This window comes from Flavobacterium branchiicola, assembly GCF_018383905.1.
GTDB lineage: Bacteria > Bacteroidota > Bacteroidia > Flavobacteriales > Flavobacteriaceae > Flavobacterium > Flavobacterium branchiicola.
Window position 1 is genome coordinate 126,965 of record NZ_JAGYWA010000007.1, and the last position, 26,695, is coordinate 153,659.

At 33.6% G+C, this 26,695-nt stretch carries 25 protein-coding genes; 5 read left to right on the top strand and 20 right to left on the bottom strand.

The features are described from left to right. Positions 1-6 precede the first annotated feature (6 nt). Entirely contained in the window at positions 7-1,332 is a 1,326-nt protein-coding gene (locus KHA98_RS17850) for an ammonium transporter (RefSeq protein ID WP_213259252.1), read from the bottom strand. A gap of 315 nt (positions 1,333-1,647) precedes the next feature. On the opposite strand from KHA98_RS17850, the gene KHA98_RS17855 reads away from it, so the two are divergent. Further along, positions 1,648-2,622 (top strand): Gfo/Idh/MocA family protein, encoded by a 975-nt coding sequence (locus tag KHA98_RS17855; protein WP_213259253.1) that lies wholly within the window; start codon positions 1,648-1,650, stop codon positions 2,620-2,622. A 77-nt stretch (positions 2,623-2,699) separates the two neighbouring features. Next, entirely contained in the window at positions 2,700-4,235 is a 1,536-nt protein-coding gene (locus KHA98_RS17860; protein WP_213259254.1) for a YifB family Mg chelatase-like AAA ATPase, read from the top strand. Between the two features lie 123 nt (positions 4,236-4,358). Here KHA98_RS17860 and abc-f read toward each other — a convergent pair whose 3' ends face one another. From abc-f to KHA98_RS17935, 15 genes are all read right to left on the bottom strand, one after another. Beyond that, positions 4,359-5,948 (bottom strand): ribosomal protection-like ABC-F family protein, encoded by a 1,590-nt coding sequence (gene abc-f, locus KHA98_RS17865; RefSeq protein WP_213259255.1) that lies wholly within the window; start codon positions 5,946-5,948, stop codon positions 4,359-4,361. A gap of 160 nt (positions 5,949-6,108) precedes the next feature. Next, on the bottom strand, positions 6,109-6,978 hold the full coding sequence (locus tag KHA98_RS17870; RefSeq protein WP_213259256.1) for an alpha/beta hydrolase: 870 nt from the start codon (positions 6,976-6,978) through the stop codon (positions 6,109-6,111). A 207-nt stretch (positions 6,979-7,185) separates the two neighbouring features. Next, positions 7,186-7,683, bottom strand: a complete 498-nt coding sequence (locus tag KHA98_RS17875) for an SRPBCC family protein (protein ID WP_213259257.1) — start codon at positions 7,681-7,683, stop codon at positions 7,186-7,188. 50 nt (positions 7,684-7,733) lie between these two features. Further along, positions 7,734-8,234: an SRPBCC family protein gene (locus tag KHA98_RS17880; protein WP_213259258.1), complete on the bottom strand. Its 501-nt coding sequence runs from the start codon at positions 8,232-8,234 to the stop codon at positions 7,734-7,736. Beyond that, positions 8,224-8,550, bottom strand: a complete 327-nt coding sequence (locus tag KHA98_RS17885) for an ArsR/SmtB family transcription factor (protein WP_213259259.1) — start codon at positions 8,548-8,550, stop codon at positions 8,224-8,226. Before KHA98_RS17885 ends, KHA98_RS17880 begins: the two co-directional genes overlap by 11 nt. 149 nt (positions 8,551-8,699) lie before the next feature. Then, the gene (locus KHA98_RS17890; RefSeq protein ID WP_213259260.1) at positions 8,700-9,098 is read right to left on the bottom strand and encodes a YybH family protein; all 399 of its coding nucleotides are present in this window, start codon (positions 9,096-9,098) and stop codon (positions 8,700-8,702) included. After that, positions 9,098-10,282 (bottom strand): hypothetical protein, encoded by a 1,185-nt coding sequence (locus KHA98_RS17895; protein ID WP_213259261.1) that lies wholly within the window; start codon positions 10,280-10,282, stop codon positions 9,098-9,100. The genes KHA98_RS17890 and KHA98_RS17895 overlap by 1 nt, the downstream gene beginning before the upstream one ends. A gap of 137 nt (positions 10,283-10,419) precedes the next feature. Next, the gene (locus KHA98_RS17900) at positions 10,420-10,920 is read right to left on the bottom strand and encodes a DinB family protein (RefSeq protein ID WP_213259262.1); all 501 of its coding nucleotides are present in this window, start codon (positions 10,918-10,920) and stop codon (positions 10,420-10,422) included. A gap of 9 nt (positions 10,921-10,929) precedes the next feature. Beyond that, complete coding sequence (locus KHA98_RS17905) at positions 10,930-11,916, bottom strand: hypothetical protein (protein ID WP_213259263.1); 987 nt, start codon at positions 11,914-11,916, stop codon at positions 10,930-10,932. 66 nt (positions 11,917-11,982) lie between these two features. Next, the gene (locus KHA98_RS17910) at positions 11,983-12,450 is read right to left on the bottom strand and encodes a DUF1572 family protein (RefSeq protein ID WP_213259264.1); all 468 of its coding nucleotides are present in this window, start codon (positions 12,448-12,450) and stop codon (positions 11,983-11,985) included. A 38-nt stretch (positions 12,451-12,488) separates the two neighbouring features. Next, positions 12,489-13,046, bottom strand: coding sequence for a hypothetical protein (locus KHA98_RS17915; RefSeq protein ID WP_213259265.1), 558 nt, complete (start codon positions 13,044-13,046; stop codon positions 12,489-12,491). A gap of 292 nt (positions 13,047-13,338) precedes the next feature. Then, positions 13,339-13,701 carry a hypothetical protein gene (locus KHA98_RS17920; protein WP_213259266.1) on the bottom strand — a complete coding sequence of 121 codons (363 nt, stop codon included), beginning with the start codon at positions 13,699-13,701 and terminating at the stop codon, positions 13,339-13,341. A gap of 59 nt (positions 13,702-13,760) precedes the next feature. Further along, complete coding sequence (locus KHA98_RS17925; RefSeq protein WP_213259267.1) at positions 13,761-14,210, bottom strand: hypothetical protein; 450 nt, start codon at positions 14,208-14,210, stop codon at positions 13,761-13,763. Between the two features lie 86 nt (positions 14,211-14,296). Then, positions 14,297-14,767, bottom strand: coding sequence for a hypothetical protein (locus KHA98_RS17930; RefSeq protein ID WP_213259268.1), 471 nt, complete (start codon positions 14,765-14,767; stop codon positions 14,297-14,299). A 144-nt stretch (positions 14,768-14,911) separates the two neighbouring features. Beyond that, the gene (locus KHA98_RS17935; protein WP_213259269.1) at positions 14,912-15,121 is read right to left on the bottom strand and encodes a SymE family type I addiction module toxin; all 210 of its coding nucleotides are present in this window, start codon (positions 15,119-15,121) and stop codon (positions 14,912-14,914) included. A gap of 162 nt (positions 15,122-15,283) precedes the next feature. Between KHA98_RS17935 and KHA98_RS17940 the strand changes: the two genes are divergently transcribed. Then, positions 15,284-15,490, top strand: coding sequence for a helix-turn-helix transcriptional regulator (locus KHA98_RS17940; protein WP_213259270.1), 207 nt, complete (start codon positions 15,284-15,286; stop codon positions 15,488-15,490). 150 nt (positions 15,491-15,640) lie between these two features. On the opposite strand, the gene KHA98_RS17945 is transcribed toward KHA98_RS17940, so the two are convergent. After that, positions 15,641-16,378 carry a hypothetical protein gene (locus KHA98_RS17945; protein WP_213259271.1) on the bottom strand — a complete coding sequence of 246 codons (738 nt, stop codon included), beginning with the start codon at positions 16,376-16,378 and terminating at the stop codon, positions 15,641-15,643. A 411-nt stretch (positions 16,379-16,789) separates the two neighbouring features. On the opposite strand from KHA98_RS17945, the gene KHA98_RS17950 reads away from it, so the two are divergent. Beyond that, on the top strand, positions 16,790-17,299 hold the full coding sequence (locus KHA98_RS17950; protein WP_213259272.1) for a hypothetical protein: 510 nt from the start codon (positions 16,790-16,792) through the stop codon (positions 17,297-17,299). Between the two features lie 3 nt (positions 17,300-17,302). Then, on the top strand, positions 17,303-18,025 hold the full coding sequence (locus tag KHA98_RS17955; protein ID WP_213259273.1) for a hypothetical protein: 723 nt from the start codon (positions 17,303-17,305) through the stop codon (positions 18,023-18,025). A gap of 493 nt (positions 18,026-18,518) precedes the next feature. On the opposite strand, the gene lysA is transcribed toward KHA98_RS17955, so the two are convergent. The 3 genes from lysA to gltB form a co-directional block, all read right to left on the bottom strand. Then, entirely contained in the window at positions 18,519-19,742 is a 1,224-nt protein-coding gene (lysA, locus tag KHA98_RS17960) for a diaminopimelate decarboxylase (protein ID WP_213259274.1), read from the bottom strand. Positions 19,743-20,310: 568 nt separating this feature from the next. Further along, on the bottom strand, positions 20,311-21,765 hold the full coding sequence (locus tag KHA98_RS17965; RefSeq protein ID WP_213259275.1) for a glutamate synthase subunit beta: 1,455 nt from the start codon (positions 21,763-21,765) through the stop codon (positions 20,311-20,313). A gap of 129 nt (positions 21,766-21,894) precedes the next feature. Further along, positions 21,895-26,412 (bottom strand): glutamate synthase large subunit, encoded by a 4,518-nt coding sequence (gene gltB / locus KHA98_RS17970; RefSeq protein ID WP_213259519.1) that lies wholly within the window; start codon positions 26,410-26,412, stop codon positions 21,895-21,897. Positions 26,413-26,695: the final 283 nt, after the last annotated feature.

Below are 26,695 nucleotides of genomic sequence, written 5' to 3' on the forward strand. Positions count from 1 at the left end.
ATTTTTTTATAAATATTCTCCGTGTTGAGAGATGTCTAATCCTAATTCTTCTTTTTCTTCTGTAACTCTTAGAGGAGTAATTTTATTTACAATGAAGAATAAAATATAAGAGCTTACAAAAGCAAAAACTGAAACTAATACTAATGCTTTTAATTGTGTTAAGAATAAAGTAGCATCACCAAAAATTAAACCTTGGTTATCGCCAACTACAGCATTTACACTTTTAGAAGCAAAAACTCCTGTTAATAGCATTCCTACCATTCCGCCAACTCCGTGACAAGCGAAAACGTCAAGAGCATCGTCAATTTTTCCTTTAGGGAATTTGCTTACTACAAGATTACTAATTACAGCAGCAATAATACCAATGGCAAGAGCGTGAGGGATACTTACGAAACCTGCAGCCGGTGTAATGGCAACTAGACCTACAACAGCTCCAATACAAGCGCCCATTGCTGATAATTTATGTCCTAATATTTTATCAAGGAAAACCCATGCCATAGCAGCAGAAGCAGCAGCAATTGTAGTTGTTCCTAAAGCCTGAGCAGCAAGACTGCTTGCTCCAACTGCCGAACCTGCATTAAAACCGAACCATCCAAACCATAATAAACCTGTACCTAATAATACATAAGTAATTCTTGCAGGATTTACTTTTTGAACTTTACGTTTTCCTAAGAAAATTGCTCCGGCCAAAGCAGCCCAACCTGCACTCATGTGTACTACAGTACCACCAGCGAAGTCAAGAACTCCCCATTTAAAGAACTTTCCGTCAGGATGCCAGGTCATGTGACATAATGGAGCGTATATGAATAAAATAAATAAAACCATGAATAATAAATAAGCCCAGAAACGTACACGTTCTGCAAAAGCACCTGTAATTAATGCAGGAGTAATGATGGCAAATTTTGCCTGAAATAAAGCAAAAAGAATCATAGGGATTGTTGGTGCCAATTCCCATGCAGTGTTTGCGCTAACTCCGTTGAAAAATATATTTGATGACGGATCTCCGATAAAACCTCCTATAGATGGTCCAAAGCAAAGTCCAAATCCAATTACGATCCAAAGCACGGTAACAATTACCATTGCCATAAAACTTTGAAGCATTGTACTAATTACATTTTTCTTGCCTACCATTCCTCCATAGAAAAAACCTAATCCTGGAGTCATTAATAAAACAAATGCTGTAGCAACAACCATCCATGCTGTATCACCCGTGTCCAGTTTTAATTCGACAACATGAGCGCCTAATGTTTTTGATTCAGTAACAAATGAAAGAGAAAAAATAGAGAGTAATAAAATCGTGATGAGGATCACACTTAAAATAATTTTTCGCATAGTTATTTAGTTTTAAATTTTTGTTAAAAGTATAAAATCATTCAACACCCCTATAAAAAATAGAGTGCAATGCTTAATTTTTGTTAATTTTTAAATTTACCCCCTGTCAAATTTAGATGTAGTTGTTAAAACAACCTTAAAATTTACAATTTGACAACATTTTTTTTGCTCGTTTTATGAAAAGCTTATTTTTCTTAAATTTTTTATGTGATTTTTTGAGTTAAAATCGGTTTTAATTGATCAAAAGCAGTTAAAAGTTTTGATTGATGCGTTATATTTGATGTTTTTAACATTTTTTACGATTAAAGCTTAACCATGAAAAATCAGAAGATAAAATGGGGAATTACTGGTCCCGGAAATATTGCAGCTCAGTTTGCAGCAGATTTAGTATTGATAGAAAATGCAGAATTAACTGCGGTTGCATCTAGAGATATTTCTAAAGCGGAAGATTTTGCGCAAAAATTTAATGCCGCAAAATCATATGATTCTTATGATTTACTTTTTAAAGATAAAGAAGTTGATATTATCTATATTGCAACACCTCATAATTCGCATGCGGAATTAACTATTAAAGCATTAGAAAATGGAAAGCATGTATTGTGCGAAAAACCAATGGCACTCTCTTATAATGATGCGTTACGAATGATTGAAGCTTCGAAAAAGTATAATAAGTTCTTTATGGAAGCTTTTTGGACACGTTTTATTCCGTCAGTTAAAGATGTTACAGAGAAAATAAACAACGGAGTAATAGGTAATGTTAATTATATAAAAGCTGATTTTGCTTTTCACGGAAGTGAAAGAGAACATAAAAGACTTTTTGATAAAGAACTTGGAGGAGGAGCGTTATTTGATATTGGCGTTTATCCTTTATTCTTGTCTTATTTATTACTTGGAAACCCTAAAGAGATAATAGCTAAAGCAATCAAACATAAAAATGATATAGATTTACAAACTTCTATGATTTTGCAATATGAATCGGCACAGGTTGTTTTGCACGCTTCTATAGTTTCAGAATCTGATATGAAAGCAATTATTTCGGGTACAAATGGTCGAATAGAATTAAATGCGCCATGGTTTGTTGCAGATGGATATTCTTTATTTCAAAATGAAGAAAAAGAAGCTGTGTTTAGTTTACCAGCTTTCGGAAAAGGATATACACATGAAATTATAGAATGCCAAAATTGTATTTTAAACAATCAGATTGAAAGTGAGCTGTGGTCGCATCAGAATAGTTTAGATTTGAGTAAGATTGTGGAAGAAGTTAAGCTTCAGATTAAATTACCGTTCTGACCTAATTTATTTTGTAATAAAATATTTACATTTAATTAATTTTCATTAGCTTTAAAAATATTTAATGAAAGAATTATATGTTAATAAAAGTTTACGGAAGTGCCGTTTTTGGAGTAGAAGCGACCACAATTACGATTGAGGTACATATGGATAAAGGAATTGGATATCATTTGGTTGGACTTCCTGATAATGCCATTAAAGAAAGTAGTTTCAGAATTGCGGCTGCTTTGAAAAATAACGGATTAAGTCTTCCCGGAAAAAGAATCACCATCAATATGGCGCCAGCCGATCTTCGGAAAGAAGGTTCGGCTTACGATTTACCTTTAGCAATGGGAATTCTTGTTGGTTCGGATCAGATAAAAGCTCCGGAAATTGAACAATATATTATTATGGGTGAACTTTCTTTGGATGGAAGTTTACAACCTATTCGCGGAGCATTACCTATTGCCATAAAAGCCAAAGAAGAGGGGTATAAAGGCTTTTTTCTTCCCGTACAAAATGTAAAAGAAGCTGCAATTGTAGCAGGATTAGATGTTTATGGAGTTACTAATTTACAGCAGGTAATTGACTTTTTTGCGGGAAAAGGAACTCTTGAACCAACTGTCATTGATACAAGGGCCGAATTTTATAAAACACTTGATTTTCCAGAACATGATTTTTCAGATGTTCGCGGACAGGAAAGTATAAAACGCTGTATGGAAATTGCCGCTGCGGGAGGTCATAATATTATTTTGATTGGTCCGCCAGGTGCAGGAAAAACAATGCTGGCAAAACGAGTTCCGAGTATATTGCCGCCGATGACTTTGCGGGAAGCGTTGGAAACGACGAAAATTCATAGCGTTGCAGGAAAATTAAAAGAAGTAGGCTTAATGAATCAGCGTCCGTTTCGTTCACCTCATCATACAATTTCAAATGTGGCGCTGGTTGGCGGAGGAAGTTATCCGCAGCCTGGTGAGATTTCGATGGCACATAATGGTGTTTTGTTTTTGGACGAATTGCCCGAATTTAAACGTGATGTTCTCGAAGTAATGCGTCAGCCACTTGAAGATCGTGAAGTAACCATTTCCAGAGCAAAATTTACGGTGACTTATCCATCCTCTTTTATGTTGGTGGCAAGTATGAATCCGAGTCCGAGTGGCTTTTTTAATGATCCAAGTATGCCAAATACTTCTTCTCCACACGAAATGCAGCGCTATATGAGCAAGATTTCCGGACCACTTTTAGACCGAATCGACATTCATATTGAAGTTACTCCGGTGCCTTTTGAAAAATTAGCCGATGATCGAAAAGCCGAAAGCAGTGCAGAAATCCGTAAGCGTGTAACTGCTGCGCGCGAAATTCAAACCAAACGTTTTGAAACGGTAGAAAATATTCATTACAATGCGCAAATGAGTAGTAAGCTGATTCGTGAATATTGTGCACTCGACGAACAGTCTAAGGAACTACTTAAAAATGCGATGGAACGTTTAAATCTTTCGGCAAGAGCTTACGACAGAATCTTAAAAGTAGCCAGAACAATAGCCGACTTAGACAATGCACCAAATGTAATCTCATTACATATTGCCGAAGCTATTCAGTACAGAAGTTTAGATCGCGAAGGCTGGCTGGGATAGTTTAATTTTAGATTTTTGATTGCTGATTTTAGATTTTAGATTTTGAACTTATAGGGTTTTCTATGTAAACATGAAGTTTTGTCCTTTCGATCCCGAAGTTTCGGGATCGAAAGGACAAAAAACTCAACTTAATTCAATAAAATTCTCCACTTTTATTTCCTCCAAAAACAAATTATCATGCGAAACTACAATCAAAGTTCCCTGAAACTCATTGATTGCGGCAGTGAGAATTTCAATATTCTGAATGTCCAGATTGTTTGTCGGTTCATCAAGAAGTATGATATCGGGAGCTTGTTTATTGATCGTTAAACAACAAAGTAGTAAGCGCATTTTTTCTCCACCGCTCAAAGCACCGCAAGGTTTATTCCAGTCGTTTTGAAAAAACAGGAACTTGTTCAGTTTCATTTTTAATGTATGTTCCTCTAAACCGGAATCATTAAATTGTTGTATCTGTTCGTAAACCGATAATTGATTTTTGATTAACGAATAATCCTGATCGATGTAGATTATTTTTGCATCGGCTTTGTAAATTGTTCCGGTTTTGGGTTCAATTTCTCCGGTTATTATTTTGATTAAAGTAGTTTTTCCGGAACCGTTATGACCTTTTATAGCAATTCTTTCTCCGCTTAAAATTTGAAGATTGAGCGGTTCTTTCCACAACAATCTACCTTCAAAATTGTGATTAATTTGGGTTGCAGTAAAAAGGATTTTACCTTTATGAAGCTCTGTTTTATCAAAACCAAATTTCATTTTATCAATTTCAGGTAAACCGGAACGTAAATCTTGTAAGTCCTTCGAGATTCCGCCAATTTTTTCAGCATGAACCCCTTTTGTTTTTGCAGTACTGTTTTCGGCACTGTTACGCAATGTGTTCATCATGATTCGGGATACTCCGGCTTTTTTTTGTTTTTTTTCTCCGCGGGAATCCAGTTTATTTTGACGCTCCATTGTATCGCGTTCTTTTTCTTTTGCCTTGCGCAAAGCTTTTTCTTTACTTTGAATATCCTGATTTAAGGCATTATTTTCAATTTGCTTTTGTTGCATATAAAAATCATAATTTCCGCCATAAATGGTAATTCCGTGTTTGCTCAGTTCGTAAACAGTATTCAGTAAATTCAATAATTTTCGATCGTGGCTTACAATGATTAAAGTCGTCGAAGTATTTTTTATAAAATTATATAACAGTTCTCTAGCTGCAATATCTAAATGATTACTCGGCTCATCCAACAGAATAAGTTCGGGTTCATGAATCGAAATTCCGGCCAGAAATACTTTTGTTTTTTGTCCGCCACTAAGCGTTTCCAGTTTCTGATTTAGATCGAAATCATTCAGTTCCCAATAGTGCAAAGCTTCATTGCAACGCTCTTCTATGGTCCAGTCGTCGTTTAAAAGATGCAGATTTTCTTCGGATACATTTCCGTTTAAAATTTCCTGAAAGGCTTTCAGTTTATCGTCAATCTGTAAAGCCTGAGCAATAGTAAGATGATTAAACTGCCCGAAAATCTGAGGAATGTAAAAAGGCCTGGAATTGGTTTTTAATATTCCTTCTGAAGGTTTTAATTCCCCTGAAATAAGTTTTAATAACGTTGATTTTCCAACACCATTATTCCCAATTAAGGCAATTTTTTCGTGATTGTTAACTGTAAAAGTGATTTTATCGAACAGCAGTTCCCTGTTCCCATGTATATAGGAGATGTTTTGTAAATTAAGCATAATTTCTTTTTTGAAAGTGTATAATAATAGCCAACCACATTGGGTTTACTATCTATTTTTCCTGAAAGAAATTATTTTTCACATAAAATGATCCGCTTGATTTTTACTCCTGCAAATATACAAAAGTTTTTGAAACGCCTGTAAAAGGCAATTTTCTGTTTTATTCTTTATTCTGAGGATAGAAAAATCGGAAAGAATTTGAAACTGCCGGATGCAAAATAGTTCCGTGATTTTCTGTTGGTAAATAATCAAAGTAGACTTTTATATTTTTGCTTTTTGATGCTTTTATTTTTTCTGCTAATAAATTAGCGTCAACTTCCATAACTCTCGGGATTTCTGTAGGCGTAAGTCCTTCTTTTCCCACTGCAATGTAAATATCTGTTTGCCGATTGAAATTTTCCTGTAGCATTTCAGAATCTGCATTTAGCAATGAACCGTTATTCCACCATAAACTAGGGCTTACAATTACATATTTATTAAAAAGAAATGGTTTTTTGAGTAAGATTTCGGTTTCTAATAATCCTCCTAAAGACTGACCAATGATGGTTTTAGAAGCTGTTGTTTTGTACTTTTTATTTATAAAAGGCTGTAATTCTTTTTCGATAAAAGCGATAAATTTATCAGAATGTCCAGTAGTAGGAAAACGAGTTTTATCTTTTTCAAGAGTAGTTGGAAATGTAAAATCACGTCTACGATCTACTGTTGCTATACCAACAACAATAGATTTAGGAACCTGATTGATCCATTCAAAACTATTAAATTGTACTAATCCGGAAATATGAATAAAATCTTCATCGGCAGAGCCATCCAGGAGATAAATAACAGGGTATTTTACATCGTCTTTTGGATTATAGCCTTCAGGTAAATATATATTTAGAATTCTGTTTTCTCCTAATTCTTTAGATTGTAATTCCTCGATAACTCCAAGTACAAATGGTTTGGTAGTTTCGGTTGCTTTTGTTTTATTATTTTGACTGAAAATAGAAATTGAAGAAAATAACAGGAAGGTAATGGTAATAATTCGGTTCATTATAGGGTATTTAATAATCCACAAAGGCTTGTGGTATGTTGTGCTTAAAATGTTTTCTTTAAGTGAAATTACGAATTAAAATTATAATATAACACTATTGTTTTTTTGATTTTGGATTGAAAAATGGATTGAAACCAAAACTAAATGTGGAAATAAAAAAGAAATCCCATTTCAAACTGAAACGGGATTATATTGATAAGATTTTTTTTACTTTTCTTCAAAAACTTTATCCAAACCTTCCATTGCAATGGTGAAGCCTTCTTTGAAGCCCATTTCGATAATCATTTCCAGATCAGAAAGTTTTTCGTGTTTGATTACTATATCAACAAAAGTAGTATTGCCTTGTTCTGAAAAAGTAACATTCCAGTCTGAACGTGGAAAATCTTTATTCAGGTTTCCTTCGCTGTCTGAAAATGCATCCAGATACTTAAAGTTTGTTTTTGGACTTATTGAAGTAAAATCTGCAATTGCCCAGTGTTCCTCACCCTGAGGACCAATCATGGCATATAATCTTCGTCCGCCCACTTTAAAATCCATGCTTTTAGTTTTGGATTTCCATGGTGCGGGTGCCCACCATTTATCCAGAATTTCAGCTTCTGTCCATGCCGACCAAACGCTGGACAATGGTGCGTTAAATTCACGTTTTACATTAACGGTACTATTTTCTTTATCTACTGTAAAATTCATTAAAAGATTCGATTTCATTTTTTTTATTTTTTAGTTAGTAAGACTTAATTCGGTTTATAAAAATGGTTTTATTTTTTAGCTTCAAAGATTTTATCCAAACTATTTAGTGCAGATGTAAATCCTTCTTTAAAGCCCATTTCGATTATTTTTTGCAGTTCCTCAAAACTGTCACGTGTTATCACAATATCTACAACTGTCAAACCGCCTTCTTCAGAGAAGGTAATATCCCAATATGAACTTCCAAATTCTGAATTCGGATTTCCTTGTTCATCAGAAAAAGTGGTAGTATGTTTAAAATTTGTTTTTGGGGAAATCGAAGTATAATCAAAAGTACTCCATCTTGAATCGCCTTCAGGTCCTACCATTGCATAAAGTCTTCGTCCGCCTTCTTTAAATTCCATGCTTTTGGTTTTGGATTTAAATGGGGCAGGAGCCCACCATTGGTCCAGAAGATCAGCCTCTGTCCAGGCTGCCCAAACGTGTGATAATGACGCATCAAATTCGCGTTTTACATTTACCATTTTATTTTCCTTATCTACGGAAAAATTCATTAAAAGATTAGATTTCATTTTCTTTAGATTTTAAATTCATTAATACCTGATCTAATTGATCAAAGCGATTTTCCCAAATGGCTTTGAATTGTTCCAGCCAATGATCAATTTCCTTCATTTTGTCAATTTTAAGTTGATAATAAATTTCTCTGCCCATTTTTTTCTCTTCCAGCAAATCACATTCATTCAAAATTTTAATGTGTTTAGATACAGCTTGTCGTGTAGTTTTAAATTGTTCTGCAAGTGCATTTGGAGTTAATGCAGTTGAGGAAATTAAAACTAAAATCGCTCTTCGGGTCGGATCGGCAATGGCCTGAAAAATATCTCGTTTCATTTTTATATATAATTACGCAACTAATCAGTTGCAAATATAAGCAACTTTTTGGTTGCGCAATAAAAAAAATGATATTTTTTTGATTTTGAAGTAGATAAAATAAAAAAAGGCACATTTTATGTGCCTTGTAAGGATATTTGAGTATAAACTTAATTTTCGAAAATAGCTGCTGCAAAAGGATTATCAACAAGCCAAAGCCAGATTCCTTTATCATTTTTTTTCATCATGCAACTTGTTGCACCGTTCATTTCTATAGGATTTCCATCTGGTGTTTTTGCCTTCATAGACCATTTGTCGACCCAGATTGCAAGATCATCTACAATGGTTTCTCTGTAATTACTTCCTGTTATTTCAGGTTTCCAATTACAAAGATGCTGCATTTCTTTTTCGATATTTTCAAGACCTTTTATTTCTTGTCCCTCTCTATTAATGTAGGTGGCGTTTTTATCAAAACAGCCTAATACGCCCTGCAGGTCACCATTGGCAATACAATTTCGAAAATAATTTACGGCACTTTTTGGAGTTGTTCTGCTAAAATCCTGTATCATTATCTAAATTTATTTTTTACAATTATATCTTTAAGTCTGGCCTTTAAATCTTCGCCTGTATCATAAACCATTTGTTCGTTGTTTGGGAAAGGTACAGCACGTTTATCAAAATAGGATAAATAATTATTGTCGCAGGCTTCTCTGTTTCCTTTGTAAGTAGAATAAATATTTTCAAAGATAAATTCACTTGTTAAAGGAAACGTCTGAACCAACTGATTTGATCTCAAATCGATATAATCTACTTTTGCCGTAACCTGACACGATTTAAATTGTCTGAACTCGTATACCGTTGCGCGAAGTGTTTTGTAATTATCCACTTTAATTTCTCTTCCCAAAGTATCTTTAACGGGTCTTCCGCGACTGTCCAAAAGTGTTTTTACGCCATCTTTAACCTGTCTTTCTTTGGTAAATTCTTTCTCTTTTATTTGTTCCGGCGAGATAAGAATTGCTCTAAAATTGATGATTAAGCTATAATCGTAGTTTACATTTTTTTGTCTTGCATTATGGTAAACGGTCCATTTATCATTTAATCCGTAGGTTTTAAAATCCAGTAAATCATCCTGAAGCATTTTCGGGATTACCATATTGGTTTCATTACGGGCATAAACATCAACAAAATCAGTTCCTTTAAACTGAGCGTCATCCATTAACTTTTTTGCATTTTTATATCCGGGATTAATGCTTTCCAGATAGAAGAAATCATCGTAAGCCTTTCTGAAATCCATTTTATTGTTTGATTTCAATAGGGCAGAAGCGTTTTCGTATAAATATTTTGAAAGTGCATTTTTACTGTTTACAATTGCATCCGAATAATTATCAAACTGAAAAGTTGCATTTTTTCCTAGCTTCAATAAAGGTAAAGGCAACAAAGGACGAATTTTTTCCTGACGGTTATTTAATTGTAAATAAGTATTGTAAATGCGTTCAGCGTTTGACGGATTTGCTTCTTTAGACATCATTTCCAGATTGCGCAAATCGCGGTCTTTGGCTTTTGCAAAAGCTTCTTCCAGCAAATACACATAATCTTGTTTTCCTTTAGAATCTTTTTTGGTTCTTAAAGCTTCAACAGCACGATCTATGGCAGCATCATAATTACCATCGCTAAGAAGTGATTGTGTTGTTTTTACGCCACAAGACGAAAGGGTTAAAAATAAGATAGTAAAGAGTATAGTAATTTTTTGCATAGGTATTCCTTTTGAGGGTGTAAATATATCTCTTTTAAGTTTCAACAACTATGCCTTTTTTAAGATTTTTCAGGAACAGATTAAAGGGATTTTATAAGAACTAATCGCCCCTGTTTTTTCTAAATTCCTTCTCCCGATTACTTGTTAGTAGTGTTTCGCAATAGTATTTTAAATTTTTCAAGTTGCCTTCTATGACGTAAAATATGCACAATGGCATGTTCCATTATTTGTTCAATATCATAAAGTTGCCCCCATGAAGTCATGATTTTTTTCTGGTTGTCATTTTCTTCCAGTTGTTGGTCTGTGATGTTCTTAAAACTATTTTCTGTGAAAATCAAAAAATCAGTCATATCCTTTTGAAATTCAGAAATTGTGTTTCTAAATACCATTTCGCGAAAATCACCCTGCTCACCAGATATTTGGCGAACATACGATGCATAAGAATATCCGGCACGTACTACATGTGCAAGCGTAGCCTGAACGGATTCGCAACGTGCGTCCTGACCATCAATTATCGTAATAAGTTCAACATCACTAAAATCTGAAATGGTTTGGCTTAAATCTAAAATTGCTCTTTCGTATTCGTCAATTAGAGCTCCAATAGCGCCTTTTCTGTATGTTTTATTTATGTTTTCCATATAATTATTTTAATAGTCTTCTTTTACTCTTGAATATTCAGTTGTAAAAACATCAGTTATTTGTGCACTATACTTGTCTACCCATTCTTTATAATAATACTGAACATGTAAAACGTTGTCTTTAAGTGTAATCTTTGAAAATGGTTTTCCAATTTTAGGAACATTTTTTAATCCGAAAGTGTTATCTGTGCCATTGTCAAATTTGCAATCCATTTCTCTGGACCAGATCATTTCAAATTCTGTATCGCTTATTTTACGAACCGGGTAAAAGTAAACACATTGTCCGTGATATTCAAACGCTAAAGAACTATCTCCAATATTTAACGAAACCATACCATTTTGCCATTTTCCGGTATAATCATTGTTTTTTGCAAACGTGCCCAGATAGCCTTCGTAATCAAAACCTTCGAGATAAGAGATTTTCCAGACCTTGTTTTCTTTTACGGCTTTTACATTATATACCACACCATCGCCCCAGCTCCAGTTATAGCTTGCTGTATTGTTTTTAATATTAAGATGCATGATCCAGATTTTCTCCAAAAAATTATTGGGTAAATCCTGACAGCCACACCACGGACTAGAATCCGGACCAAACGGAGGGAGTTCGCCAACATTCCAAACCAAAGTGCCATTTTTAAATTCGGTTTCAAGTTTTAGTGCTATTTTATTGTAGTTTGCAATAAAATCCTTTGAAAATAAATTGGTGCTTTCCAGTTCTTTAAGCCTTGCTTTGTGCAGCGACAAATCCATACCAGAATATATGCTGTCTGTTTCTTTATTTTTCCTGGGGCTAAAATCTTCTCCTGTACTTTTTTCCTCTTCCCATTTATAAAGTTTTCTCGTTAGCTCTAATAAAGCGATACTGTCATTTTGCGTATCGGTTGTATTTGCGGTATCTTCAACAGCAATATTGTTTGCTTTTTTAGGTAATTGTTTGTCTTTTTTGCAGCTAAAAAACAAAATCAAAAAGGGTAAAAGTAAAATTAGTTTCTTCATTAAGGATTTTTTATCAGGTACAAATTGCTGTGTTTTGAATCTTTACAATTTTTAAAAAGAGGTTTTTTAATTGGTCAATAATTTTTTGATGAGCACAATTTGCCCTAAATGGTAATAACTGTGTTCGATCATGGCTTCGATATTTCTTTTGTAGGTACCGTATTTTTCTTCAACAAAACCTTCGTCTAGTTTTTCGTCAGACATTTGTTCGATTAAGGAAGCAAATTCTTCTGTATCTTTCCAAAATGAGATTAGAAAAGTTTCCCATTGTTGTTGTGATTCAATAGGTGGAAAATCAAAGCTGAATTTGTCTTTTATATCGAGTGGACCGCCTTTAAAAACGGTGTTTATTCCTTTTATATAATAATGAATATGCTGCGCCAGAAGTGCAATTGTATTTGCGTTTTGCAATGGTGAAACTGCAATTTTCCAATCCAGATTTTCGAGTTGATCTTTGTAATTGGTATTTGCAATCCAGGTTCCGTTCAGGATTACTTCTTTAAAACGATTGGCAATTTCTAATGTGTTTTTCATATTCAGAATTGTTAAAAGTTAAAAGTGAATGTGTTTTGCTATTCCTGCTGAATCCATTCATATTCGCCATTTTTGAGGTAAATAATTCCTCCGCCACAGCTTTCTTCGGCATGAATAAAGATTCCGTCGTTTGGTAATTTTATTTTGTCTTCTTCTTTTATTTCGTCATCGCCCATGATTTCACCTTCATCACTTACATTGTTCCAGTAAATTCCGTTTTTTGGCGCTTTTTCAAATACGCCAACCCAGTCAATTTCGTCAAAACCTTGTTGCAGAACAGTGTTTCCAAAACCAAAATAATCGGTCTTTTTTCCGTTTCCGTATGTAATTTTCAGACCGCTTTTTTTGTTTTTGGTACTTCTTACGATTTCTACGGTTTCGTCTAATTGATCTCCATCAAGATCACATAAAATTTTATTTGTTTTGTGTTTGGTCGAAATTACAATAGTATCTGATTTTACATCTTCGGACGTCTCATTAATTGCAACCTTTTCCGTTTTTTTCTGAACAACCAGAGGCTCTTCGTTTTCTGTTTTTGCCTCTTTTTTGCAGGAAACAGCCAGTAAGGAGGTTAGGATTAAAATTTTAATTTTCATGTAAATTTGTTTTGGCTTGGAAAATTCAAGATGCTAATATAGAAAAATACGTACGAAAATGAAGAAATTTAATTCAGTTTATTAAGAGGGAATATAATACTTTCAGAAGCATTTGTTTTTTTTTGAAAATCCTTAATGTGGACAAAAAATGAATTGCCTTCAGCTTTAGCTGAAGGTAGAAATGTTAGGAAAAAGAAAAGGGCTTTAGCCAAAAACATGTAATTTTTGGCTAAAGCCCCATTGAGACTCTATAAATTAACCTCCAGTTAAAGCCAGGGGCAATTGAATATTTTTATCTTTTTCTACTTTTTACCTGATACACAATTTCCCAAAAAATAATAGAAAAAACAGCATTGGAGAATATGGCAGTTTTAACCTGATAGGGATCGTATTTAAAAAACAGATGTAAATTTGTAAACTTCAAGGCCAGAAATAGTGCCAAAACGGCAATGGCAACAGCGTAAATTACATTAAGTAAAGGTGTCCATTTTAAACCTACAAAAGCATAAATAAGATTTAAAACTGCAAAACCACAGCCCAAGGTTATATATGGATCCGTTTTTAAGTATTCACCCAACGAAAGCAATAAGTGCGTTGAAGTTAGATATAAAAAAAAGAGCATAGAGTAAAACAGGATTCGTATTTGTGGTTTCATTTTGTATTATTTTTTATCGATCAAAATTACTGATTTAAAATGAAGCTTTGATTAGGTTTTTATTGTAAAAGTGCTTCTATTTTAGTTTCTGATTTTTCTTTAAGATCACTGTCAGGATGAAAACTCCAAATGATCAGGAATTTTCCTTTTGCAAGATATTCTTCCGGATGCGCATCTGTGGGCTGACCGTCTTTTCCCCACAATAATCCTTGCAGAAATCGGTCGCCTTTAAATCTGTTATCAAATTCAAAATACATGATAGAACCGCTGTCTGTCGGACTTTTGAAACTCTGAATACTTTTGCTTTTTACCGTTCCAACAATATTGCTGTAGGTTTCAATATCGGTATAAAAAGTACAAGCCTGATCGGTAATACAATATTTACCATCGCGCAAAGTGTAGCTTTTAGGAATTTCTTTCGGTTTCAGTTTTAAATCAGCAATGGTTTGGCTGAATAAATTGGTTGTAAATAGTAGGAGTAGGGTTGATAGGGGGATTGTAATTTTCATTGTTTTTGGGGATTGATTTGGTACTAAAAATAATATTTTAACTTGATCTTGAAAGACAAAAAGATTGTTTGACAAGAGTTATGCTTTTAATGTATTTTAATTTGTTTTCTTTTTATTATAATGTAGCAAATAAAGGCAGGCGTAACCATAAATATAAATAATGAGCCAATCCAATAATTTCGCATTTCATAGGAGAAAGCACTATTAATTGTATTGTTTTGTCTTCTGTAAAGAATTACGTTTTTAGCAATTTTGATTCTCCAGATTGAAATTTTATTTTCACCAAAATATCCTCTTTCCTCTACAATATTTTTTGGTATAGAAATTCCTGTTTTTAATTTATCTGATTTGCAAAGTCCTTGAAATATCCAAGAAGTCTTATTGCTGCTAATAGAAGAAGGGGATATTTTGTTATTTATATATAAAATATCCTTATAGTAATATTTATGAGGATTTAGTGAGGCATAAAATGTTTTAGTTTTTTCAAAATCATTTATAATTTCAATTCCAGTTATTGCCAATCCCAGAAATATTAGTATTAAGCAAAGTGTTTTCATGAATTTTTTTCTTTATTAAAAGTGCGCGCTATTGTAGTTGATTATTTTTGATTTGGTTTTACAAAAAAAACACAAAATCATAAGATATTTGTGTTTTTACAGAATTTTTATTGCTGAGAAATTATTTTCCTTTTAGTAATTTTTCTAAATATCCGTTTTTGTTTCAAAATCATCATTAGTTGTGATAATGATTTTATTTTGAAGTTGTTCAATAGTTACGAAGCTTCCGTGTTTAAAGCCGAGATCCTGAAGCCATTTTCCACAAAGACGAATTTCGGGGAATATAACATAACTATATGATCGTGAAACATGTTTTGGGTGAATTTTTAATCGTCTTATAGCTAATTTTTTCATCTCGTTATTTTTTTATGAAACAAAAATAGTAAAAATTATACTACAAATAATATTTTTAGAGAACTAAATTGCGCTTTTAGAGCAATTATGAGTGTTTGAACTATTCTTTTTCTTATATTTAAATTATAAGATATTTGCATAAAATATCAATAAATCAACATTGTGTCAAAACTTAAGTTAAATAGAATAAAAGTTGTTTTAGTTGAAAACAATAGAACTAGTAAGGAATTAGCCAATCATTTAGGTAAAACGGTGTCAACTGTTTCGCGTTGGTGTACTAATGAAGCTCAGCCTTCTATTGAAACGCTTTATGAAATTTCTAAATATTTGAAAGTGGATGTTCGAGAGTTGTTGGTTTCCACGAAGTAAAAAACATTTTCTGTTTTAAAAAAAGTATTTCAAATACTTTTTTGAATCATTATTTTTTGCAATTAATCTGTGTTCAGTGTCTACAAAGTCAATGAAGAAGAATTATGCTCATCGTTGCGGGCACGGATTACAAATCCGCGCTAACGAGTCTTACTTTACTTTACGTAAAACTTCTTTATCTAAAAAGAAGTGAGTATTCCAATATTCAGGAGAAAGATTTAAATTGTTTACTTCGTTTCTAAAAACTTTTTTCTCCTTAATAATATCATAAACCCTGTAGGATTTTTTAAATTCACCATCTATATATTTGAAAACATAGTAAGTTATGGTGGTGTTTTTTCTTGTTGTTGAATGGATTACAAAATTATAATAGTCATGTGGGGATTTGATTTTATATTTTTTTGTAGGGATTTCAATATTCATTCCAGCATTAATGTCTGTTTCCAATAATTGTGAAACGTTTTTGGTATAGCATGCATCATCAAATATAATTTTATTGTCAGTTTTTTCTAATATATCACAATTAATAATTTCGTTATAATTTTCAATTAAGATTTTAGCTTTTAAAGCAGGTAAATCATCGTTGTTTTTTATTGTAAAGTGATATTCAGTTTGGCTACATGGAATTATATTAAATTCAAGATTGTTTTCTCCAATTATACTTTTGTTAAGATGTAAAGAAGTTTCAGTTAATTGATGAGATAAATTTAAATTATCGGATTGAAGCTGAGATATTCGACTTATTAAATTTGAATTGCTTTCGTTTAAATTATCAATTTTTGACTGTAATTCATGCTCTTTTTTATTAGCCTCTGCTTCTTTTTTATTGTTTTCACAATATTGCATGATTGCTAAAGCAGCAGGAAAAAAGCCTGATAGAATAATCATTATTAGCATAATTTTTTTCATTATTAGGTTAGAATTACGAATTTACGAAGCTAAAAGTAGATCTTTTTTATTTGAAATCTTTAAGTTTAATTTTTATTTTCAATACATTAAGGGTTGGTTGCAAAGATATTCTTTTGTGAATTAAAGTTAAGTAAAAATATAGTCGAAAACCATGGATTGAAAGAGACCCGCCGACGTAAGGTTTTCGCTTGTGGACTCATTGTAAAGCTATTTTAGGATTAAGTTTAAATTTGTTAACCTTTTTCAGGATGAGATAAGAAACTTGTGGTTACTTTGCATCGGGTTCTCTTGAAGGCGCGGGATTTGTATATTGCAAAAGATAATTTTAGGAGAATTTACTTTCATTGTTTTTTATTGTATGTTTGAAAAAAATATAGGTAGAAAAATTCAATGAATTCTAAAGAAAATAAAGCTAAGCAAGAGATTGAAAAAATTATAGAAGATTCGAAGATTATAAGTCAGGAATTAGAAGATCACATTTTAAGAAACGATCGGAAGCAATTAGAGCTTGAAAAAGATATAAAGTCAGTAAAATACTTTGTCATTATAACGCTAACGATGGCTTTTTTGACTATAGTGTATGTACTTTTTTCTAAAAGTTATGGTAGATATATTCAGTATGTTTTAATTGCTTTCTACTCTTTAACGCTGGGTATTTACTTCTGGTTATTACGAGAAAGATTTAGACTTATTTATGCTTTAATTGAACTTTCGGTAGGTTTGGCAACTATATTAATTGTACTTTCCACAAATGATTTCAATTTTGAATTTGGCAATTGGAAATTTCAAAATTATATGGGTATTGTTGGAGGATTATATATACTTGTAAGAGGGATTGATAATTTCACTAAAACCAATTTTGGCAGTTTTCTTTTAGATTTTTTCTACTTAAAAAAATAATGTATGAACAAGTATCTTACAAGATTATATAACAATATAAAAGATAATTTATCAATGATTGCGCTTATACCGACATTATTTGGTGGGATCTGGCAAATTATTAAACTTGGTAATTTGTCAAGCAACATGATTCGGTTCTTTTCTATATCGCAATTATTATCCGACGGGATATTATTTTTACTAATAGTTGTATTACCACTGATTTTTACAGTTCCAATTATTCTTGTTGAAGATGAAAATCAAATTAAATCAAATGATGATGTTTTAGAGGAAAAAATGGACAAAGATTTCCTTAGTATCATAATTTATATAGCAGGTTTTATTTTAATCTTATTTAGTTTATTTCAAGTTCCAAAATATATTACGATCGACAACATATCTTCTTTGGTTGAATGTATATCTTATATGTATATGCTATTGGGTATTTTATTTTTTATAATGTATAAATTTATTACAAAAGATGTTTTTATACATAAATTATTCTTTTCCAGCTATGCCATCATAATTTGCTGTGTAACATTTATTTCCTACAGTAACATATCTAAAAACTTTAATAACATTTCTAATTTTGATCATATGATTAATAAGCTTGAAAAAAAAGAGCGTTATTCGGAGAAACCTAAAATTTTATATTTCAATGATAAATATATTTTTATTGAACTGGTTATAAAAAAAAACAAAAAAAGTATTCTGATTAAAAAAATAGATGATCTTTTTGAGGAATAGCGTATTAAAAAAAAAAAGAAATTCATGGAAATATCTATTAAGATGTATTCAATAGTATCCTGTTCTGAGTATTTTTGCCGATTTTCTTGTGGAGATTTCTCATTCTTCGAAATGACAAACGTTGTGGTTACTTTGCGTAGGCTTCGACTTCGCTCAGCCTGACAATGGATAGCAAAAAGTCTAAAATATATAATAAAAAGAGCCGTTTTAATCCGTGTTTTCGCAAGGCGAATCTGTGTCATCCGCGTTCTATATTGACAATTTAGTTTGCAGAGATTTGCTTCGCCAGTTCGCTATCGCTCGGTTCTCCTTCGTCGAAATGACAAACGTTGTGGTTCCTTTGCATGGGCTTCGACTTCGCTCAGCCTGACAAAAAATGGAAATAATAAATCTGCTCAATCTGCCAAATCTGCGTGAAACAAAAAAATCAAAAACAAAAAAAATCCCGCCTCAATTAAGAAACGGGACTAATTAGATATTCTTTTTTTTTATTTTAAACTGTTGCAGCAACTTCTTGTGGCAACGGAATTTGATTTTTAAGTAAATCTTCAAATGTTTCAGCTTGACGAATCAAGATTCCCTGACCGTTCATCCACAGTACTTCGGCTGGTTTGTATCTTGAATTGTAGTTCGAAGACATGGAGAAACAATAAGCTCCAGCATTTCTGAAAGATAAAATATCTCCTTCAGTAATTTCTTGAATTCTGCGGTTGTTTGCAAAAGTATCTGTTTCGCAAATGTATCCTACAACAGAGTAAAAACGCTCTTTTCCTTTTGGGTTTGAGATGTTTTCGATATGGTGTGAAGATCCGTATAACATAGGACGAATTAAGTGGTTGAAACCACTGTCAACTCCAGCGAAAACGGTAGAAGTTGTTTGTTTTACTACGTTTACTTTTACTAAGAAATGACCTGCTTCACTCACCAGGAATTTTCCTGGTTCGAAAATCAACGTTAAATCTCTTCCATATTCTGTGCAGAAAGCGTTGAATCTTTTAGATAGTTTTTTACCTAATTCTTCAATATCTGTTTCGATATCGTCTTTTTTGTAAGGAACTTTAAATCCGCTTCCGAAATCTAAGAATTGTAAATCTTTGAAATGTTTAGCCGTATCAAACAAGATTTCAGCAGCGTACAAGAATACTTCGATATCTAAAATATCAGATCCTGTGTGCATGTGGATTCCAACAATGCTCATTTTTGTGTTTTCGACAATTCTTAAGATGTGAGGAATCTGGTGAACAGAAATTCCGAATTTACTATCAATGTGTCCAACAGAAATATTAGCATTTCCTCCCGCCATTACGTGCGGATTGATACGAATACAAACTGGGATATGAGGATGTTTTGTTCCGAATTGCTCCAGAATCGATAAATTGTCAATATTGATTTGTACACCCATTGCGGCAACTTCTTCGATTTCTTCAAGAGAAACTCCGTTTGGTGTAAAGAAAATTTTCTCAGGATCGTAACCAGCGTGAAGTCCTAATAAAACTTCCTGAATAGATACAGTGTCTAAGCCTGACCCCATGTTCTTTAATAACTGAAGAATCGCAACGTTTGACAATGCCTTCATGGCGTAATTAACTCTTAAGTTTTCTACCTTAGAGAAAGCTTTAGTTAACCTGTTATACTGAGATTGGATTTTTTCGGCATCGTAAACATACAATGGACTTCCAAATTGGTCTGCTAACTGCAGTAAATCTTTTGCTTGCATTTTTCAAATTATTTTGAGCAAAGTTATTACTCTTTTGAGTAACTGCAAATTAAATGCAGAAAAATAACAAATTATAACAAATTGTTTGTTTTTGAACAAAAAGTTGTTGTTTTTGAAATTTTATAACCTTTTTGTAAGCTACTAAGGTTCTGAGATGCTAAGGTACTAAGTTTTTTTGCCACGAATTCACGAATTTTTCTAATTTATATTGGAACGTATAAATAATTTTTAAACAATTTTTTCGAAATTATTGTTGAGCATAGCCCACGGTTTCAATCGTGGGAAACATATTGTTGCATATCGCTGATTATCTTTGAGGATTTGGATTGCGTCCCCACGGTTGAAACCGTGGGCTATGTTTTATATAAAGCGAGAAAAAAATTAGAGAAATTCGTGAATTCGTGGCGAAAAAAAATGCGAAAAAAAAAACAAAACCCCTGAATGAAAATTCAAGGGTTTGTAAATAGTATGTGTTGTGTTTTTATAGTTTTAATTTTTAGTTCTATAGATGCAGTATGAAAGGAAAACCTTAGTCCCTTAGAATCTTAGCATCTCAGAACCTTAAAAATTACAAGCTAGGAAGATCTCCTTTTCCTTTTGTTGGCAAGTTAGTAGAACCCATAAGGAATAAATCTACTTCTCTTGCTGCTTCGCGACCTTCTGAAATAGCCCATACAATTAATGATTGTCCTCTTCTCATATCACCAGCAGTGAAAATGTGAGGAACGTTTGTCTGATAGTTATGCGCTTTGTAATTGCTTCTCATATCAGTTTCTATGCCTAATTGCTCGCTTAACGTTTTCTCGGGACCTGTAAATCCAAGAGCTAATAAAGCTAAGTCGCAAGGCCAGATTTTTTCAGAACCTTCTTTTTCGATTAGTTCTGGTCTTTGTCCCGGAGTCATTTTCCATTGTACTTCAACGGTTTTTAATCCAGTTAATTCGCCTTTATCATTCGAGATGAATTCTTTAGTATTGATTAACCAGTTTCTGTCGCAACCTTCTTCGTGAGAAGAAGATGTTTTTAACTGCAACGGCCAGAAAGGCCAAGGAGTTGTTTCGCTTCTTCCAACCGGAGGTTTTGGTAAAATCTCAAAGTTAGTTACCGATTTCGCTCCGTGTCTGTTAGAAGTTCCAATACAGTCAGAACCAGTATCTCCACCACCAATAACGATTACATCTTTACCAGTTGCTTTAACCTGATCCGGAATTGACTCTCCGAATAAAACTTTAGTTTGCTGAGTTAAGAAATCCATTGCCTGAACAACGCCTTTACTTTCGATTCCTTTAGTTGGCAAGCTTCTTCTTTCAGTTGCTCCTCCGCATAAAACGATAGAATCAAATGCGTTTAATTCTTCAACACTAAAATTAACCCCAACATTTACGTTAGTTTTAAAAGTGATTCCTTCTGCTTCAAGAATCGCTACACGACGGTCGATAATTCCTTTTTCTAATTTGAAATTCGGAATTCCGTAACGTAATAAACCTCCAATTGCATTGTCTCTTTCAAAAACAGTAACCGTGTGACCGGCTCTGTTTAATTGTTGAGCAGCTGCAAGTCCCGCAGGACCTGAACCAATAACAGCAACAGTTTTTCCAGTTCTCTTTTTAGGAGCTTGTGGCTTGATCCATCCTTCGGCAAAACCTCTTTCAACGATGTTTTTCTCGATGTTTTCGATGGCTACAGGATCTTTGATAATTCCTAATACACATGATTTCTCACATGGAGCAGGGCATAAGCGACCTGTGAATTCCGGGAAGTTGTTTGTAGATTGTAAAATCTTCAAAGCGCTTTCCCATTCTTCCTGATGTACCATGTCGTTGAAGTCAGGAATTAAATTTCCTAACGGACAACTACTGTGGCAAAAAGGAATACCACAATCCATACATCTTGAACCTTGTTCTTTTATTTTATCTTTTGCTAACGGAATAGTAAATTCATTGTAGTTGGAAACACGTTCTGCAACTGCTAAATTACTTTCGTCGGCTCTGTTATATTCTTTAAATCCGCCTATTTTACCCATGACTTTTTAAATTAAATTCCAATTTCTTTAAATTCCAAATTCCAATCCTTCTCCCGAAATTTCGGGATCGCTCAATAAGACATTTTCATTGCCATTGGAATTTGGAATTTTATTTTTTGAAATTGATTTTTATCCCGCTATTAATTCTTCTATTTTTTTCTCTTCTGCAATTCTTTGTAATGCTTTTTTGTAATCTGTCGGCATTACTTTTACGAAGTGCTGTTGTTCATTTTCCCAGTCTGCTAAAATTCTTTTTGCTAATGGACTGCTGGTGTACAATGAATGGTTTTTGATCAGTTTTCTTAGTTTCGTAACATCTTCTTCTTCCATTGGGTCAAATGCAACCATTTCCATGTTACATACCGTTGAATCGAATTTGTTATTCGGATCGTAAACATAAGCAACACCACCGCTCATTCCAGCTGCGAAGTTTCTTCCTGTTTTTCCTAAAACTACAACTGTACCACCTGTCATGTACTCGCATCCGTGATCTCCAATTCCTTCTACAACTGCTGTTGCTCCAGAATTTCTCACACAGAAACGCTCTCCTGCGATACCATTAATATAAGCCTCTCCGGTAATAGCTCCGTAAAGGGCAACGTTTCCGATAATGATGTTGTCTTCAGGTTTGAAAGTTGCAGTAGGAGGTACTTTTACAATTAATTTTCCTCCAGACAGCCCTTTTCCTAAATAATCATTACAGTTTCCGTGAATTTTAAATGACAATCCGTTTGTTGCAAAAGCACCAAAACTTTGTCCGGCAGAACCTTCAAAATCAACTAAAATAGTGTCATCAGGTAATCCTTGTGCGCCATAAATTTTTGAGATTTCGTTACTCAAAATAGCACCTACAGAACGGTCTGTATTTTTAATTTTAAAGGTTACTCTTGTTTTTTCTTTTCTATAAATAGACGGAATCGCTTCTTTGATGATATCAAAATCCAATACATTTTCAAGTTGGTGATCTTGTTCTGTTGTATTGTGAATTGGCACATGTTTCGCTTTTTCCGGTTTGTATAGAATTGTAGACAAGTCTAAACCATTTGCTTTATAGTGTTTGATCGCTTTGTTCACATTTAATTTTTGTGATTGACCAACCATTTCTTTTAAAGTTCTGAAACCTAACTGAGCCATGATTTCTCTTAACTCCTCAGCAATAAAATACATGAAGTTGATTACGTGCTCAGGCGTTCCTTTGAAATTTTTTCTTAATTCAGGATCCTGAGTTGCAATACCAACCGGGCAAGTATTCAAGTGACAAGCTCTCATCATGATACATCCGGAAGCTACAAGCGGAGCCGTTGCGAAACCGAATTCTTCTGCACCTAATAAAGCTGCGATAGCTACGTCACGACCCGTTTTTAATTGTCCGTCACATTCTAATACTACACGGCTTCTTAAGTCGTTCAAAATAAGCGTTTGTTGCGCTTCAGCTAAACCAAGTTCCCACGGAATACCTGTATGTTGTAATGAAGTTAATGGTGCAGCACCCGTTCCTCCGTCATAACCTGAAATTAAGATAACGTCAGCTTTTGCTTTAGCAACACCGGCAGCGATGGTTCCAACTCCAACTTCAGAAACTAATTTTACGTTTACACGAGCTTCACGGTTCGCATTTTTCAAATCATAAATCAACTGAGATAAATCCTCAATAGAGTAAATATCGTGGTGAGGCGGAGGTGAAATCAAACCTACATAAGGCGTAGAGTTTCTAGTTTCAGCAATCCATGGCACTACTTTTTCTCCAGGTAATTGTCCGCCTTCTCCAGGTTTTGCACCCTGAGCCATTTTGATTTGGATTTCTTTAGCGTTTGTCAAATAGTTGATCGAAACACCAAAACGTCCTGACGCTACTTGTTTGATTGCAGAGTTTCTGGAATCTCCGTTAATTTCTTTCTGGAAACGTTTAGGATCTTCTCCACCTTCTCCAGAGTTACTTTTTCCGCCAATTCTGTTCATTGCAATCGCTAAGTTCTCATGCGCTTCTCTAGAGATAGACCCGTAAGACATTGCTCCAGTTTTGAATTTCTTTACAATTTCTGTCCAAGGCTCTACTTCATCAATAGAAATTGGATCAAGATTGTTGAATTCAAATAAACCTCTAATCGTCATTAAGTTTGAGCTTTGCTCATTTACAGCATTAGAGTATTCTTTATAACTTTCAGGGCTGTTTAAACGAACCGCTTGTTGTAATTTAGAAATTGTTGTCGGGTTAAACATGTGTTTTTCGCCGCCACGTCTCCATCTGTAAATACCTCCAATTTCAAGAGAAAGCAAGTTTGCAATTTTTGAATTTGGGAAAGCTTTTTGGAAACGTTTCTTCACTTCTTTTTCTACTTCCATTAAACCAATTCCTTCGATTCTTGAAGGCGTGTAAGGGAAATATTTAGATGTAAATGTTTTGTTTAATCCTAAAATCTCGAAAATCTGAGCAGCTCTGTATGAATGTAAAGTAGAGATACCAATTTTGTTCATGATTTTTACGATTCCTTTTGCAATCGCTTTGTTGTAATTTACAACTGCATAATCTGCTTTTACTCCGGTAATGAAACCTTGCTCAACCTGATCGTAAATAATTTCATTTACCATATAAGGATTGATTGCACTTGCACCGTATCCGAATAATAAAGCAAAATGATGAGGTTCTCTTGGTTCTGCAGATTCGATAATAATTCCGAATTTAGAACGAACCTGTAAAATGTTCAAAGAGTGGTGAATGTAAGAACAAGCCAATAACATCGGGATTGGAGCTAATTCTTCGCTAACACCTCTATCAGATAAGATGATGATGTTGCATCCTTCTTCAACTGCTTTAAAAGTTGCCTGAACACATTTTTCAAGCGCTCTTTCTAAACCATTAACTCCTTTTTCTATTTTGTATAAAGTAGAAATTGTAGCCGATTTGAAATCTGCGTGATCAATATTTCTAATCTTATCCAAATCCTCATTAGAAATAACCGGATTTTGGATTTTTAATTTTTTACATTGTTTCGATTCAATTTCGAAAATATTGAAATCTCCTCCAATTGCTAAACTAATATCAGTGATGATTTCCTCACGAATACCATCCAAAGGCGGGTTGGTAACCTGAGCAAATAATTGTTTGAAATAGTTGTACAACAATTGTGGTTGATCTGATAACACAGCCAAAGGTGTATCGTTACCCATAGAACTGATTGCTTCAGCTCCCTGACCTCCCATCGGGTTGATGATTGTTTTTAAATCTTCAATCGTGTAACCAAACAATTTTTGTCTTGTTAAGAAATCTAATTTTTCAACAGGAGTAGGGTTGTTGGTGTAAGGAACTTTAGATAACGGCAATAAGTTCTCGTCTATCCATTCCTGGTACGGACGTTTTGTAACTATCGTTTTCTTAACTTCTTCGTCTTCAATAATACGACCTTCGTTCATGTCAACCAGGAACATTTTTCCTGGCTCTAAACGACCGTGCTGAATTACATCTTCCGGATCGATGTCTAATACACCAATTTCAGATGACATAATTACAAATCCACTATGCGTTAATGTATAACGAGAAGGACGTAAACCATTTCTATCTAGTAAAGCACCAATTACGTTTCCATCTGTAAACGGAATAGAAGCTGGACCATCCCAAGGTTCCATGATACAAGCGTTGAACTCGTAGAAAGCTCTTTTCTCCGGAGACATCGTTTGGTGTTTTTCCCAAGCTTCAGGAACTACCATCATCATTGCCTCTGGAAGCGAGCGACCTGTCATTAATAAAAGTTCAACCACCATATCCATAGAAGCCGAATCTGATTTTCCTTCTAAGATAATTGGGAATAATTTTTTAATATCATCGCCAAAAACTTTGCTTTGCATAAGCTCTTCACGAGCACGCATACGGCTTACGTTTCCACGAAGTGTGTTGATCTCACCATTGTGACACATGTATCTAAATGGTTGAGCTAAGTCCCAAGACGGGAATGTATTGGTAGAGAAACGCTGGTGTACAAGTGCAAGACGTGTAACCAGGTCCGGATCTTTCAAATCTATATAATAACGGCTGATGTCTTCCGGCATCAATAAACCTTTATATATTATAGTAGTGGTCGATAAACTAGAGAAATAAAACATGTGACTTTCAGAGGTTTTAGATCCTCTTATGGCATGTTCTGCAATTTTTCTAGCTGCAAAAAGTTTTGCATTAAATTCATTTTCAGTTAAATCCTGACCGTTTTTAGAAACGAAAACTTGTTTAACTGTTGGTTCTTTTTCTGCGGCGATTTGTCCTAAATTTTCAACGTCAACAGGTACATCTCTCCAACCTAAGATCTTTAAGTTCTGATCTTTAATAGTTGATTCAAATGCATTAATACAAAAGGAAACCTGGTTTTTGCTTTTTGGTAAAAAAACCATTCCTACTGCATACTCACGCGTTTCAGGGATTTCAAAGTCACATACTTTCTTAAAAAAATCATGAGGAATGTCGAATAAAATTCCGGCTCCATCACCAGTTCTTCCATCAGAACTAACGGCACCACGATGTTCTAATTTAATTAAGATGTCTAATGCTTTGTGAATAATATCATTTGACTTAATACCATTCAAATTACAAATAAATCCTGCACCACAATTGTCGTGTTCAAATTCAGGCAAATAAAGCCCTTGTTCTTTAACTCTCATTCTTGATATTTTTTCTACAAAAATAAAGATTTCGTTAAACATAATGTATTGAAAATGTAATTTGGCTTTCATTTTTGCTGTAATATTAGAAAAAGACTTCTTAATTAATAAAATCGTTATTTAAGGCATAGCGAAATGATAAAATGACAATATGTTTTAAAATATATTAGGAAAAATCGCTGTTTAGGTATTGAATTCGTTGGTATTTTTGTTAAATCTCAAACGATATAGTGTTTTTTAGTTAACAATTAAACATCGATTGCTTAACGATTTGTTTTCTTTG

Excerpts from the sequence above, each read along its gene's own strand:
- KHA98_RS17860 (WP_213259254.1), top strand. The coding sequence starts at position 2,700 with ATGTTAATAAAAGTTTACGGAAGTGCCGTTTTTGGAGTAGAAGCGACC.
- KHA98_RS17880 (WP_213259258.1), bottom strand. The coding sequence starts at position 8,234 with ATGAAATCTAATCTTTTAATGAATTTTTCCGTAGATAAGGAAAATAAA.
- KHA98_RS17885 (WP_213259259.1), bottom strand. The coding sequence starts at position 8,550 with ATGAAACGAGATATTTTTCAGGCCATTGCCGATCCGACCCGAAGAGCG.
- KHA98_RS17850 (WP_213259252.1), bottom strand. The coding sequence starts at position 1,332 with ATGCGAAAAATTATTTTAAGTGTGATCCTCATCACGATTTTATTACTC.
- abc-f (WP_213259255.1), bottom strand. The coding sequence starts at position 5,948 with ATGCTTAATTTACAAAACATCTCCTATATACATGGGAACAGGGAACTG.
- KHA98_RS17875 (WP_213259257.1), bottom strand. The coding sequence starts at position 7,683 with ATGAAATCGAATCTTTTAATGAATTTTACAGTAGATAAAGAAAATAGT.
- KHA98_RS17895 (WP_213259261.1), bottom strand. The coding sequence starts at position 10,282 with ATGCAAAAAATTACTATACTCTTTACTATCTTATTTTTAACCCTTTCG.
- KHA98_RS17910 (WP_213259264.1), bottom strand. The coding sequence starts at position 12,450 with ATGAAAAACACATTAGAAATTGCCAATCGTTTTAAAGAAGTAATCCTG.
- gltB (WP_213259519.1), bottom strand. The coding sequence starts at position 26,412 with ATGAGAGTTAAAGAACAAGGGCTTTATTTGCCTGAATTTGAACACGAC.
- KHA98_RS17900 (WP_213259262.1), bottom strand. The coding sequence starts at position 10,920 with ATGGAAAACATAAATAAAACATACAGAAAAGGCGCTATTGGAGCTCTA.
- KHA98_RS17915 (WP_213259265.1), bottom strand. The coding sequence starts at position 13,046 with ATGAAAATTAAAATTTTAATCCTAACCTCCTTACTGGCTGTTTCCTGC.
- KHA98_RS17965 (WP_213259275.1), bottom strand. The coding sequence starts at position 21,765 with ATGGGTAAAATAGGCGGATTTAAAGAATATAACAGAGCCGACGAAAGT.
- KHA98_RS17890 (WP_213259260.1), bottom strand. The coding sequence starts at position 9,098 with ATGATACAGGATTTTAGCAGAACAACTCCAAAAAGTGCCGTAAATTAT.
- KHA98_RS17955 (WP_213259273.1), top strand. The coding sequence starts at position 17,303 with ATGAACAAGTATCTTACAAGATTATATAACAATATAAAAGATAATTTA.
- KHA98_RS17935 (WP_213259269.1), bottom strand. The coding sequence starts at position 15,121 with ATGAAAAAATTAGCTATAAGACGATTAAAAATTCACCCAAAACATGTT.
- KHA98_RS17950 (WP_213259272.1), top strand. The coding sequence starts at position 16,790 with ATGAATTCTAAAGAAAATAAAGCTAAGCAAGAGATTGAAAAAATTATA.
- KHA98_RS17905 (WP_213259263.1), bottom strand. The coding sequence starts at position 11,916 with ATGAAGAAACTAATTTTACTTTTACCCTTTTTGATTTTGTTTTTTAGC.
- KHA98_RS17925 (WP_213259267.1), bottom strand. The coding sequence starts at position 14,210 with ATGAAAATTACAATCCCCCTATCAACCCTACTCCTACTATTTACAACC.
- KHA98_RS17920 (WP_213259266.1), bottom strand. The coding sequence starts at position 13,701 with ATGAAACCACAAATACGAATCCTGTTTTACTCTATGCTCTTTTTTTTA.
- lysA (WP_213259274.1), bottom strand. The coding sequence starts at position 19,742 with ATGCAAGCAAAAGATTTACTGCAGTTAGCAGACCAATTTGGAAGTCCA.
- KHA98_RS17870 (WP_213259256.1), bottom strand. The coding sequence starts at position 6,978 with ATGAACCGAATTATTACCATTACCTTCCTGTTATTTTCTTCAATTTCT.
- KHA98_RS17855 (WP_213259253.1), top strand. The coding sequence starts at position 1,648 with ATGAAAAATCAGAAGATAAAATGGGGAATTACTGGTCCCGGAAATATT.
- KHA98_RS17945 (WP_213259271.1), bottom strand. The coding sequence starts at position 16,378 with ATGATTATTCTATCAGGCTTTTTTCCTGCTGCTTTAGCAATCATGCAA.
- KHA98_RS17930 (WP_213259268.1), bottom strand. The coding sequence starts at position 14,767 with ATGAAAACACTTTGCTTAATACTAATATTTCTGGGATTGGCAATAACT.